Raw genomic sequence first — 12,479 nt, 5'->3', positions numbered from 1 at the left:
CTTGGTCGCCGCATCCATGCGGCTCACACCCCTGCCACCGGACCCACCCCGCCTTCGACAGTTTTCCGCAATCTGTCGGAACGGCGTCTACCTCTGGTAGGTGTCGACCTTGGTCGACACGGATGAATTCATTCGATATCTGACAGATGTGTCGATCCAAGTCGACACCCACCAACAGCCGCGTGAACCTGTCAAAGGTGGGGCGGTGTCGGAGTGCGGGGTGTCAGCCGCATGGGCCCGAGGCATGCCTCGGGCGGGTTGGGCAGGACGCCCAACCCCGGTCTTGCCGTGTGCGCAGGACCGCGCACACGAGCAAGCGGCGACCAAGCCTACATGGACGTATTTACGGCGTCCCCGCAAACCCACAGTGCCCCGCCATCCCACGGATAGCCCGCTGTTGCTCTGGCTTTGGACGTCGCCGTTGCATTGCAGCAGGTGCAGGGCGCAGCCCTGCCAACAAAAAACCCCGCTTGCGCGGGGTTCTCTGTGTACTGCGTGCAGCGGGGGCTTACGGGCGGCGGGCCAGGGCCTCGACGTCCTTCGCCTTCGGCAGCAGATCCTGCTTGGTCACGCGCAGCGCACCAATGGTCAGCATCGGCACCGCCACCAGGATCGAGGACAGCACCACGATCACCGCACCGATCATGTGCGTCTCGGCCAGGCCTTCCATCGAGCTGCCGCCGTACAGGTACAGGGCCAGCGCCGACAGGAAGAACATCACCGCGGTGATCACCGTACGCGACAGCGTCTGGTTGATCGAACGGTTCAGTACCTCCATCGGCTCCGCGCGCAGGCTGCGGAAGTTCTCTCGCACGCGATCGAACACCACGATGATGTCGTTGATCGCAAAGCCCATCACCGACAGCAGGCCGGCCAGCACCGTCAGGTCGAACTCACGGCCCAGCAGGGACACGTAAGCCACCGTCACGACCAGGTCGAACATCGCCACGATGCTGGCGGTGACCGCGAATTTCCATTCGAAGCGCACCGCGATGTAGATCAGGAAGCCGGCCAGCATGAAGATGGTGGCGTACAGACCATTCATCGCCAGGTCCTTGCCGATCTGCGGGCCAACGAATTCGTTGCGCAGCACGGTGGCCTGGTTGTCGGTGGTGGACAGCGCCTTGACCACCGCCGCAGCGGTGGCCTTGTCCTCGGCGGCGGCCGCACCGGTACCCGGGGCGTGCTCACCGTGCGGGGCCAGGCGGATCAGCAGGTCGGTGTTGCCACCGACGCTCTGCACCTGGGCGCCTTCAAAACCATTGTCCTCGAGCTTGGTGCGGACCTGTTCGACGTCGACTGCGTGATCGAAGCGGGCTTCGATCAGGGTGCCGCCGGTGAAGTCCAGGGCGTAGTTGAAGCCCTTGAAGCCGATGATGCCGATCGAGGCCAGGAACACGATGATCGTGACGACCATCGCGACATGGCGCCAGCGCATGAAGTCGATCTGGGTATCGTTCGGGAGGATGTGCAGCGGAAAAATTTTCATGTGCGTGTCGTCCCGTCAGATGGCCACGTTCTGGAGCTTCTTGCGACGGCCATAGATCAGCGTCGCCAGGGCGCGCGACACGGTGATCGCAGTGAACATCGAGGCGAAAATACCGATGATCATGGTCAGGGCGAAGCCCTTCAGCGGACCCGTGCCGAAGGCGAACAGGGCCACACCGACGATCAGGCCGGTCAGGTTGGCGTCAAGGATGGTGCCCGAAGCACGTTCGTAACCGGTCACGATCGCGGTCTTGCCCGGCACGCCCGCACGCAGCTCTTCACGGATACGCTCGTTGATCAGCACGTTGGCATCCACCGACAGGCCGACCGACAACGCCAGGCCGGCGAAGCCAGGCAGGGTCATCGTCGCGCCGAACAGCGACATCACCGCCACCACGATCAGCAGGTTGAACAGCATCGCCAGCGAGGTGATCAGACCGAACATGCGGTAGTAGATGGTGAAGAACACCAGGGTGAACAGGAACGCGTAGACCACCGCGGTGATACCGTTCTTGACGTTCTCCGCACCCAGGCTCGGGCCGACCACGCGCTCTTCGACGAAGTCCATCGGCGCGGCCAGCGAGCCGGACTTCAGCAGCTTGGCCAGGTCCTCGGCTTCCTTCTTCGCCAGACCGGTGGTCTGGAAGTTCTTGCCGAACACGCCGTTGATGTTGGCCACCGAGATCACTTCCTCGTTGACCTTGAAGCCACGCACTTCCTGACCGTCGACGACGGTCACGGTCGGCACGCGCTCGGTGTACACCACGGCCATCGGCTTGTTCACGTTGGCGCTGGTGAAGTCGAACATGCGCTGGCCGCCGACGTTGTTCAGCGTCACGCTGACCGCCGGGGCACCGCTGTTGGTGTCGGTCACCGCCTGTGCGCCGACCATCTGGTCGCCGGTGACGATCACGCGCTTGTTCAGCAGGATCGGGCCACGGCCATCACGCTGCTGGTACACCTTGGCTTCAGGCGGGATGCGACCGGAGGCGATCGCGTCCTGCGCATTGCCCTCGACCACCGCACGGTATTCCAGGGTGGCGGTGGCACCGATCATGCGCTTGGCTTCGGCGGTGTCCTGCACGCCGGGCAGCTGCACGACCACGCGGTCGGCACCCTGGCGCTGGATGATCGGCTCGGCCACGCCCAGCTGGTTCACGCGGTTGCGCAGGGTGTTGATGTTCTGCTCGATGGCGCCGTTGGCGATCTGCGAGATCTCGGTGTCCGGGATGGTCACCGTGATGCGGCTGCCACTGACGTCGTAACCCAGGGTCGGCTGCGACTTGACCAGCGCCGTGCGGGCGTTGGCAGCGGCATCGTCACCGGCCGACGGGCTCAGGTTGGCCACGATGGTGTTGTCAGCGCGGCGTTCGACCGACTGGTACGGAATGCGCGCGTCACGCAGGGTGCTGCGCACGTCTTCGGTGTAGGCGTCCAGGCGCTTGTCCAGCGCAGCCTTCTGGTCGACCTGCAGCACGAAGTGCACGCCGCCCTGCAGGTCCAGGCCCAGCACCATCGGGCGACCGCCCAGCTTGGCCAGCCAGTCCGGCACGGTCGAGGCCAGGTTCAGGGCCACCGTGTAGTTCTCGCCGACGGTGTCACGCAGCGCATCGCTGGCAGCGGACTGGGCCTTCAGGTCCGGCAGGCGGACGATCAGGCTTTCCCCTTCCTTCTCGGCGCCGATCGTGGCGACACCGGCCTTCTTCAGGTCGGCCAGCACACGGTCGCGCAGCGCGTCGTCGACCGTACCGCCACGGTTGGCGGTGATCTGGACGGCGGGGTCCTTCTGGTAGATGTTGGGCAGCGCGTACAGGGCACTGAGCGCCAGTACGATCAGGATGACGACGTACTTCCAGCGTGGAAATTCGAGCATTGCTTGGGTCCCGCGCGGCGCCATCCCCGGCGCCGCGGTTGTGCATCGGAAAGGGAGTGGCTTACTGGGCCGACTTCAGGGTACCGGCCGGCAGCACGTTGCCGACAGCGCCCTTCTGCACGCGGATGCGCACGTTGTCAGCCACTTCGATGGTGATGAAATTGTCGCCGATGTCGGTGACCACACCGGCGATGCCGCCGTTGGTCAGCACTTCGTCACCGCGCTTGATCTTCTCCAGCATGGCCTTGTGCTCCTTCTGCCGCTTCATCTGCGGGCGGATCATCAGGAAATACATGATGGCGATCAGGATGATCGGGAACAGCAGCGTGGTCAGGCCCATGCCCTGCGGTTGGCCGCCGGCGGCCTGGGCGTGGGCGGCGGGAATCAGGAAAGCAAGCAGGTTCATCGTTGGTCCTTTGGTTGGGCGGCGCTCAGGCCCGTTTGACGGGCGCAGGGTGTCGACCGCGGATCTGGGTCAGCCTTGAAGTATGCCACGGCCCCGGACATTCGTCCTTGGGCCGTTCGCCAGGGGTGCGGCGGTGTTACAGGGGCGGCGGAACCGCCCCGCGTGCTGCGTAGAAGGACTCGCGGAAGGCCTGGAAGGTTCCCGCCTCGATGGCCGCGCGGATGTCGGCCATCAGTTTCTCGTAGTAGAACAGGTTGTGCAGCGTGCCCAGCATCGGCGCCAGCATCTCGTTGCAGCGGTCCAGGTGGCGCAGGTACGAGCGGGTGTAGCCGCCGCTGCAGGCCACGCAGCCGCAGCCCGGCTCGATCGGGTCCATGTCGCGCGCATACTGCGAGTTGCGGATGCGTACGGTGCCGAACGAGGTGAAATAGTGGCCGTTGCGGGCATTGCGGGTCGGCATCACGCAATCGAACATGTCCACGCCACGGGCCACGCCCTCGACCAGGTCTTCCGGCCGGCCCACGCCCATCAGGTAGCGCGGCCGGTCGCCCGGCAGCTCCGGGTCCAGGTGGTCGAGCATGGCGTTGCGCTCGTGCTCCGGCTCGCCCACGGCCAGGCCGCCGATGGCATAGCCGTCGAAGCCGATCGCCTGCAGGGCCTCGGCCGAGCGGCTGCGCAGGTCGGTATGCACGCCGCCCTGGACGATGCCGAACAGCGCCGCGTCGTTGCCCAGCTCGTCATGCGCGTTGCGGCTGCGCTGCGCCCAGCGCAGGCTCAGCTCCATCGAACGGCGGGCGACATCCTCGGTGGCCGGATACGGGGTGCACTCGTCGAAGATCATCACCACGTCCGAATCGAGCACCTTCTGGATCTTCATGCTCTCTTCCGGGCCCAGGAACACGCGGGCACCGTCGGTGGGCGAGGCGAAGGTCACGCCCTGCTCGGTGATCTTGCGGCGGTGGGCCAGCGAGAACACCTGGAAGCCGCCGGAGTCGGTCAGGATCGGGCCGTCCCACTGGCAGAAGCCGTGCAGGCCGCCGTGGTCGGCGATGATGTCCAGGCCCGGCCGCAGGTACAGGTGGAAGGTGTTGCCGAGGATGATCTCGGCGCCCAGCGCGCGCACCTGGTCCGGCAGGATGCCCTTGACCGAGCCATAGGTCCCCACGGGCATGAAGGCCGGCGTTTCCACCGTGCCACGCGGGAAGGTCAGGCGGCCACGGCGGGCGCGGCCATCACGGGTCTGGAGCTGGAACTGCAATCGGGACATGGAGCGGTCATTCGGGCAAATAGTCGCCTATTGTCTCCCAAAACCACCTTTCCTGCTCCGGTAGCGCCGGGCCATGCCCGGCGGATTGCCCGCAAGTGCACACCAACGGTGCGCCCCCCGCAAGCGCGTGCTGGCGCCTCAGCCCGCCTGCGGGAACAGCAGCATCGCGTCGCCGTAGCTGAAGAACCGGTAGCGCTGCTCGATGGCGTGCTGGTAGGCCTCGAACACCCGCTCTTTGCCGGCGAAGGCCGAGATCATCATCAGCAGCGTGCTTTCCGGCAGGTGGAAGTTGGTCACCATCGCGTCGACGCTGCGGATGCGGTAGCCCGGGGTGATGAAGATCTGGGTCTCGCCGGCAAACGGCAGCAGCTCGCCTTCGCGCATCGCGCTTTCCAGCGCGCGCACCACGGTGGTGCCCACGCCGATCACCCGGCCGCCCGCTTCACGGGTACGGCGTACCTGCTGGACCAGCTCGGCACCCACGTTCAGCCACTCGCGGTGCATCACGTGATCCTTCAGGTCATCGGCGCGCACCGGCTGGAAGGTGCCCGCACCGACGTGCAGGGTAACGTGGCCGAAGTCCACGCCCTTGGCCTTCAGCGCCGCCAGCAGCGGCTCGTCGAAGTGCAGGCCGGCCGTCGGTGCGGCCACCGCGCCCACTTCACGGGCGAACACGGTCTGGTAGCGCTCGCGGTCGTCCAGGCCCGGCTCGCGCTGGATGTACGGCGGCAGCGGCAGGCGGCCGGCGTGCAGCAGCCACTGCTCCAGCGACTCGGGCACGTGGAACTGCAGCACGTAGAACTCGCCGTCGCGGCCCAGCACCTCGGCCTCGCCACCGGCGTCCAGGGCGATGCGGCTGCCGGCCTTGGGCGACTTGCTGGCACCGACCTGGGCACGGGCCTGCTGGGCGCCGAGCAGGCGCTCGATCAGGATCTCCACGCGGCCACCGCTGGCCTTCTGCCCGAACAGGCGCGCCGGGATCACCCGGGTGTCGTTGAACACCATCAGGTCGCCCGGCTGCAGCAGCGACGGCAGGTCGCGCACCTGCAAATCGGTGAAGGCGGCCGGTGCCGGCGGGACCAGCATCAGGCGGCTGGCCGAGCGTTCGGCCAGGGGCGCCTGGGCAATCAGTTCGGCCGGCAGGTCGTAGTGGAAATCGGACTTCTTCAAGGCAGTGATCGGCAACAGGTCGACAATGGCGCGCATTGTACGTCCAGCGCCTGCGAGCCGGCGTGCTTCGTGCCTAACGTCGGGCAATATGCTGCTATGCAGCAGGTTTCTGCGGGGTTATCGCGCAAAAAAACAAGTGCTAGCATCGGGAAGGAAGTCCGCAGCACGAGTCCGCCCCAAGCGCGCGTGATGACGCGCGTTTTGCGTTTGAAGGCCCGTGCGACCCAACGTTTCAGGAGATCTGCAATGAGCTTCATCGAACGCCTCGCCCCCCTCCGCGCCCAGCCCGGCACCCGCCTCACCACGGGCCTGGACGATGCCACCCTGACCGCACTGTCCGCCCGCCACCCGCAGCTGGTTGCCGCGGTGGACGCCGCCGCCGCCGAGTTCGCGCGCGTGCAGCAGGAGCTGGGGCCGCTGCTGGCGCAGGACGAGCAGGCGCAGATCGATGCGATGCAGGACGGCTTCGTCAATTTCTATGCCGATGACGCGGTGACCCCGTACGTGGCGCTGGCCGCACGCGGCCCGTGGGTGGTCACCCTGAAGGGCGCGGTGCTGTACGACGCGGGCGGCTACGGCATGCTCGGCTTCGGCCACACCCCTGACGCCGTGCTTGAGGCGATGTCGCGCCCGCAGGTGATGGCCAACATCATGACCCCGAGCCTGTCGCAGCAGCGCTTCATCACCGCCCTGCGCACGGAGATCGGCCACCGCCGCGGCGGCTGCCCGTTCGCCCGCTTCATGTGCCTGAACTCCGGTTCGGAAGCGGTCGGCCTGGCCGCGCGCATCGCCGACGTCAACGCCAAGCTGCAGACCGACCCGGGCGCGCGCCATGCCGGCGCCGCCATCAAGCGCGTGGTGATCAAGGGCAGCTTCCACGGCCGCACCGATCGTCCGGCGCTGTATTCCGATTCCAGCCGCAAGAGCTACCAGCAGCATCTGGCCAGCTACCGCGGCGAGGATTCGGTGATCACCGTCGCGCCGTATGACGAGGCCGGCCTGCGCAAGGTGTTCGAAGATGCCGAGCGCAACCAGTGGTTCATCGAAGCGGTGTTCCTGGAGCCGGTGATGGGCGAAGGTGACCCGGGCCGTTCGGTGCCGCCGGCGTTCTATGCGGTGGCCCGCGAGCTGACCCGCGCCCACGGCAGCCTGCTGCTACTCGATTCGATCCAGGCCGGCCTGCGGGCCCACGGCGTGCTGTCGGTAGTGGATTACCCGGGCTTCGAAGGCCTGGACCCGCCGGACATGGAGACCTATTCCAAGGCGCTCAACGCCGCGCAGTACCCGCTGTCGGTGCTGGCGGTGACCGAGCATGCCGCGCAGCTGTACCGCAAGGGCATCTACGGCAACACCATGACCAGCAACCCGCGTGCGCTGGACGTGGCCTGCGCCACCCTGGCCCAGCTGACCCCGCAGGTGCGAGCCAACATCGCCGAACGCGGCGCCGAGGCCGTGCGCAAGCTGGAACAGCTGAAGAGCGAGCTGGGCGGGCTGATCACCAAGGTGCAGGGCACCGGCCTGCTGTTCTCCTGCGAGCTGGCCCCGCAGTTCAAGTGCTATGGCGCCGGTTCCACCGAGGAATGGCTGCGCCAGCACGGCATCAACGTGATCCACGGTGGCGAGAACTCGCTGCGCTTCACCCCGCACTTCGGCATGGACAGCGACGAGCTGGACCTGCTGGTGGGCCTGGTCGGCCGCGCCCTGCGTGAAGGCCCGCGCCGTGAGCAGGCCGCCGCCGCGTAACCCGCGCCAACGCGTCATAATCGACCAACACCCCGCCCGCGACCGCTGACCCGGTTGCCGGCGGGGCGTTTTCGTTTCCGCACCAAGAGACAGGAATCCCCCATGAAGTCCCTCTGCGTCTACTGTGGCTCCAACGCTGGCAGCAAGCCGGTCTACACCGAACGCGCCATGGCGCTGGGCGACCGCATCGCCCGCGATGGCATGCGCCTGGTCTACGGCGGCGGCAACGTCGGCCTGATGGGTACCGTTGCCAACGCCGTTCTCGCCGCCGGCGGTGAGGTGACCGGCGTCATCCCGCGCCAGCTGGCCGACTGGGAAGTGGCCCATCGCGGCCTGACCCAACTGGAGATCGTCGGTTCGATGCATGAGCGCAAGTCGCGCATGTTCGATCTGTCCGACGGCTTCGTCGCCCTGCCCGGCGGCTTCGGCACCATGGAAGAGATCTTCGAGATGCTCACCTGGCGCCAGCTCGGCATCGGCAACAAGCCCTGCGCCTTCCTCGACGTGGACGGCTTCTACGCTCCGCTGATCGGCATGATCGACCGCATGGTGGAAGAGCGCTTCCTGCACCCGGAACAGCGCCAGGACCTGTGGTACGGCTCGGACATCGACGAGATGCTGGCCTGGATGCAGGCGTACGAGCCGGCCCAGGCCTCGAAGTGGATCGACGAGAAGCGCCGCGCCGCGCTGCGCTGAGTCGCCGGACCTGCGCGGTGGCTCAGGCCACCGCGCGCGTCCACGGTGCCGGCCGCCCCAGCAGGTAGCCCTGGCCGTAGTCGCAGCCCAACTCGAACAGGCTCTGCTGCTGGGCTTCGGTCTCGATGCCCTCGCCGATGGTTTCGATGCCCAGCGTGCGCGCCAGCGACAGCACGCCTTCCACCAGCGCGCGCGTGCTCTGCGCCTCCGGGCCATGCAGGCCGGCGATGAAGCTCTGGTCGATCTTCAGCGTGCTGATCGGGAACCGATGCAGGTAGGACAGCGCCGAGAAGCCGGTGCCGAAATCATCCAGCTGCACCTGGATGCCACGCTCGCGCAGCCCCTTGAGGATGCGCAGCGTGTGCGGGCCATCGTCCAGCAGCGCCACTTCGGTGATTTCCAGGCGCAGCCGCTGCGGATCGGCATCGTTGGCTTCCAGCAGGCCGAACAGGCGCTTGCTGAAATCGGCCGAGCGGAAGTGGCGCGGTGACACGTTCACCGACACATAGCCACGACCACCATCGGCCAGCCCGGCGATGACCTGCTCGTAGATCAGCCAGTCGACCTGCTCGATCAGACCGCTTTCCTCGCCCAGTTCCAGGAAGGCGCCGGGCAGCAGCAGGCCGCGGCGCTCATGCTGCCAGCGTAGCAGTGCCTCGTGGCCGACCACCTCGCCGTCGGACAGGCGCACGATCGGCTGGTAGAACGGCACAAAATCGCGGTTGTTGATCGCCCGCCGCAGGTCCGCTTCCAGGTCCAGGCTGCGCATCGCCTGCTCGCGCATGTCCTCGTCGAAGATCGCGCAGCGGTCATGGCCCTGGGCCTTGGCCCGGTACATCGCCGCGTCGGCATCGCGCAGCAGCTCTTCGCCGGTGCGGTAATGCGGGTTCCACAGGGCGATGCCGAGGCTGCCGGAGGGGAACAGCTCGCGCCCGGCGATCCACATCGATTCCTGCAGGGCCAGCAGCAGACGCTGGCCGAAATCCAGCGCCTGGCCCAGGCCCTGCGGGCACTGCAGCAGCACCGCGAATTCATCACCGCCCAGGCGCGCGACCACGTCGCCGTCGCCTGCCATGGACACGATGCGCTTGGCCACTTCCACCAGCATGCGGTCGCCGGCGGCGTGGCCGATGCTGTCGTTGACCAGCTTGAAGCGGTCCAGGTCCAGGAACAGCATCGCGAACACCGGGCCACCTTCGCGGCGGGCCAGGGCCAGCGCGTCCTGCAGGCGGTCCAGCAGGTGCAGGCGATTGGGCAGGCCGGTCAGCGCATCGTGCATGGCCTGGTGGGTCAGGCGCTGCTCGGCGCGCAGGCGCTCGGCAATCTGTCCCAGCAGCTTGTCGTTCACTTCGCCCAGCTCGCGGGTGCGCTCTTCCACGCGCTTTTCCAGCTCGGCATGCGCCGAACGCAGCTGCTGCTGGTCGCGCTGGCGGGCCAGGCCGGTGCCGATGTTCTGCGCCACGAAGGTCAGCAGGCGCTGGTCGTGCACGCTGAAGGCGATCTGGTCGGTGTAGCTCTGCACCACGATCGCGCCGACCACCTCGTCGTCGCGCAGCAGCGGCACGCCAAGCCAGCAGTGCGAGCGCGCACCGGATTCACGCACTTCGCCTGTGGCCAGCAGCGCGTCGATCTGCGCCCGCGAGGCCAGCAGCGGGCGCCGGTGGCGCACCACGTATTCGGTCAGGCCGCGGCTGAAGGCACGCGGTGCCCGCGAGCTGTTGTGCTCGTCCACCGAGTAGACGAATTCCAGGCCGTCGCCACGTGCGTTGACCAGGGCGATGTAGAAATTGCGCGCATCCAGCAACCGGCCCACCACCCCGTGCACCTGGCCGTAGAACTGGGCCAGGCTGTCGGCCGACATGGCCATTTCGGCGATGTTGTAGAGGGCGGTCTGCAGCTGCTCGCCACGGCGGCGCTCGGCCACTTCGTCCTGCAGGCTGCGGTTGGCGCGCTGCAGTTCCAGCGTGCGCCGTTCCACCTGCTGTTCCAGCCGCACCTGCGCCTGGCGCCGGTCCATCGCGGTCTGCACGTGCTGGGCGACGAAGCCCAGCAGTGCGCGCTCGGCCTCGCCGTACAGCGCAGCCTGTTCGTAACTCTGCACCACGATGGCGCCACAGACGCGGCCATCGCGCAGCATCGGCACACCCAGCCAGTCCAGGCTTTCCGGGCCGCGCTCGGGATCGTGCTCTTCCTCGGCATAGGCCAGCAGCTCGCGCGACGGGCCACTGAGCGGCTTGCCATGGCGCAGCAGCGCCACGGTCAGGCTGCGCGGCATCTGCCCGGCGTCGTAGCTGATCGTGGGGTCGGCCACGAACTCATCCACCTGGTCGGCGAAATACAGGAAGCGCATCTGGTCGCGCACATCGTCGTACTCGACGATGTAGCAGTTCTCCGCGTACATCAGCGAACCGAGCACGCCGTGCACGTGGCGCAGCATCTCGCCCATCTCCAGGTCGGCACCGGCCAGATCGGCGATCTGGAACAGCGCCTGCTGAAGCCGTTCAGCCTGCTCCAGCGCACGGATCTGTCCCGCCTGGCGGCCACGCTGCAGAGCCAGCTCCATCGCCTGCCGCGACACCCCCCACCAGGCCTCCGAGGGCGAGCCGCCGCGCACCCGCAGCGACAGCTGCGCGCCGTCGTGCTCCCAGGCAGCCTGCTCCCAGACGGTGTGCTCCCAGATCGTCTGGTCCCAGTCGAGCTCGGCTTCGCTGGCGCCCCGCGGCCAGCTGTCCTGGCCACGGCCCAGCTGCGGGTCGTCCCAGCCCACCCGCACGAGCGCGGTGTCCGGCAGCAGCGCATGCAGCGCGCGCACCAGCGCCGTGCTCAAGACGGCCTCGTGAGGTGACAGCGATGACACACGGTCGGCTTGCGTGGACAAAATGACGTTCTCTTGGCGCCGCTACTGCGTCGCCTCCCCTGAGTGCGCGAGCATAACGCGGCACCGGGGGGGCAATGGAAGCCCGCGAACCCCGTTTCGTGCCTCCGGGCGTTGTTCATGTGGCCCCCCACCCACGGATCGCCGTGAACTGCGCCCTGCCCGCCCCCGCCACCGGCTATGCGCCACCGCCTGCAGGCCTTACCCTGTCTGCCGTGGAAGCGACCGCCCTGCCAACCGATGAAGCGCTGATGCTGGCCTGGGCCGGCGGCGACCTGCAGGCGTTCGAAAGCCTGTACGCGCGCCATCGCAAGCGCCTGTTCGGCTTCCTGCTGCGGCAGCTGCGCGACACCGCGCTGGCCGAGGAGATCTTCCAGGACGTCTGGCAGCGGGTGATCAGCGCGCGCGCCGGTTGGCAGCCCGATGCCGCATTCAGCACGTGGCTGTTCCGCATCGCGCACAACCGTCTGAATGACCACTGGCGTGCTGCCCGCCACCGCCCTGCCGCGCCGGCCGATGCCGATCTGCGCCTGGCCGCGCTGGAAGACGGGCAGACCCCGGAAGCTGAACTGTCTGAATTCGAGCAGCGCCGGCGCATCCAGCTGGCGATGGACGACCTGCCGCCCGAGCAGCGCGAGGTGCTGCAGCTGCGGTTGGAACAGGAACTGAGCCTGGAGGAAATCGGCCAGATCACCGGCGTCGGCCGGGAAACGGTGAAATCGCGGCTGCGCTATGCGATGGACAAGCTGCGTGCGGGACTGAAGGCATGAACCGAGACGACCCCCTGTCGCCTGAAGAACGCGCGCTGGCCGGCCTGATCGGCCGCCGCCACGACCAGGCCCCGCCCGCTGCGCTGGACGCGGCGATCCTGGCGGCCGCGCGCGCGTCGGTGTCCACGCCTGCCGGAGACGCTGCTGCCGGGAACGCACCCGCAGCAGCCGACACCGCCCCGCCGTCGAGC

At 67.6% G+C, this 12,479-nt stretch carries 9 protein-coding genes and 1 pseudogene; 4 read left to right on the top strand and 6 right to left on the bottom strand.

Annotated elements, in window-relative coordinates:
- Window positions 1-508 precede the first annotated feature (508 nt).
- The 5 genes from secF to queA form a co-directional block, all read right to left on the bottom strand.
- Window positions 509-1,489 (bottom strand): protein translocase subunit SecF, encoded by a 981-nt coding sequence (gene secF, locus DCO49_RS17095; protein ID WP_116865023.1) that lies wholly within the window; start codon window positions 1,487-1,489, stop codon window positions 509-511.
- 15 nt (window positions 1,490-1,504) lie between these two features.
- Window positions 1,505-3,361, bottom strand: a complete 1,857-nt coding sequence (gene secD, locus DCO49_RS17090) for a protein translocase subunit SecD (protein WP_165835747.1) — start codon at window positions 3,359-3,361, stop codon at window positions 1,505-1,507.
- Between the two features lie 61 nt (window positions 3,362-3,422).
- A complete protein-coding gene (gene yajC / locus DCO49_RS17085) occupies window positions 3,423-3,767 on the bottom strand; it encodes a preprotein translocase subunit YajC (RefSeq protein WP_057498089.1) in 345 nt (114 codons plus the stop codon).
- Between the two features lie 136 nt (window positions 3,768-3,903).
- Window positions 3,904-5,034: a tRNA guanosine(34) transglycosylase Tgt gene (gene tgt / locus DCO49_RS17080; RefSeq protein ID WP_116865021.1), complete on the bottom strand. Its 1,131-nt coding sequence runs from the start codon at window positions 5,032-5,034 to the stop codon at window positions 3,904-3,906.
- A 138-nt stretch (window positions 5,035-5,172) separates the two neighbouring features.
- Complete coding sequence (gene queA, locus DCO49_RS17075) at window positions 5,173-6,240, bottom strand: tRNA preQ1(34) S-adenosylmethionine ribosyltransferase-isomerase QueA (RefSeq protein WP_116865020.1); 1,068 nt, start codon at window positions 6,238-6,240, stop codon at window positions 5,173-5,175.
- A gap of 210 nt (window positions 6,241-6,450) precedes the next feature.
- Between queA and DCO49_RS17070 the strand changes: the two genes are divergently transcribed.
- Together DCO49_RS17070 and DCO49_RS17065 are read left to right on the top strand one after the other, a co-directional pair.
- The gene (locus DCO49_RS17070) at window positions 6,451-7,947 is read left to right on the top strand and encodes an aminotransferase class III-fold pyridoxal phosphate-dependent enzyme (protein ID WP_116865019.1); all 1,497 of its coding nucleotides are present in this window, start codon (window positions 6,451-6,453) and stop codon (window positions 7,945-7,947) included.
- 102 nt (window positions 7,948-8,049) lie between these two features.
- On the top strand, window positions 8,050-8,643 hold the full coding sequence (locus DCO49_RS17065; RefSeq protein ID WP_116865018.1) for a TIGR00730 family Rossman fold protein: 594 nt from the start codon (window positions 8,050-8,052) through the stop codon (window positions 8,641-8,643).
- 22 nt (window positions 8,644-8,665) lie between these two features.
- On the opposite strand, the gene DCO49_RS17060 is transcribed toward DCO49_RS17065, so the two are convergent.
- Window positions 8,666-11,470 carry an EAL domain-containing protein gene (locus tag DCO49_RS17060; protein WP_116865017.1) on the bottom strand — a complete coding sequence of 935 codons (2,805 nt, stop codon included), beginning with the start codon at window positions 11,468-11,470 and terminating at the stop codon, window positions 8,666-8,668.
- 263 nt (window positions 11,471-11,733) lie between these two features.
- Here DCO49_RS17060 and DCO49_RS17055 point away from each other — a divergent pair, with 263 nt between their 5' ends.
- Both DCO49_RS17055 and DCO49_RS17050 read left to right on the top strand, forming a co-directional pair.
- Window positions 11,734-12,288: an RNA polymerase sigma factor gene (locus DCO49_RS17055; protein WP_275427005.1), complete on the top strand. Its 555-nt coding sequence runs from the start codon at window positions 11,734-11,736 to the stop codon at window positions 12,286-12,288.
- Window positions 12,285-12,479, top strand: a pseudogene (locus DCO49_RS17050) (hypothetical protein); the annotation flags it as partial. The gene DCO49_RS17055 and the pseudogene DCO49_RS17050, both read left to right, overlap by 4 nt.

Origin of the sequence: Stenotrophomonas sp. SPM (genome assembly GCF_003105135.1) — a bacterium.
In the GTDB taxonomy this organism is placed as follows: Bacteria; Pseudomonadota; Gammaproteobacteria; order Xanthomonadales; family Xanthomonadaceae; genus Stenotrophomonas.
Note: the sequence above shows the minus strand (reverse complement) of the source record. Positions and strands in the feature narration are given on the sequence as shown.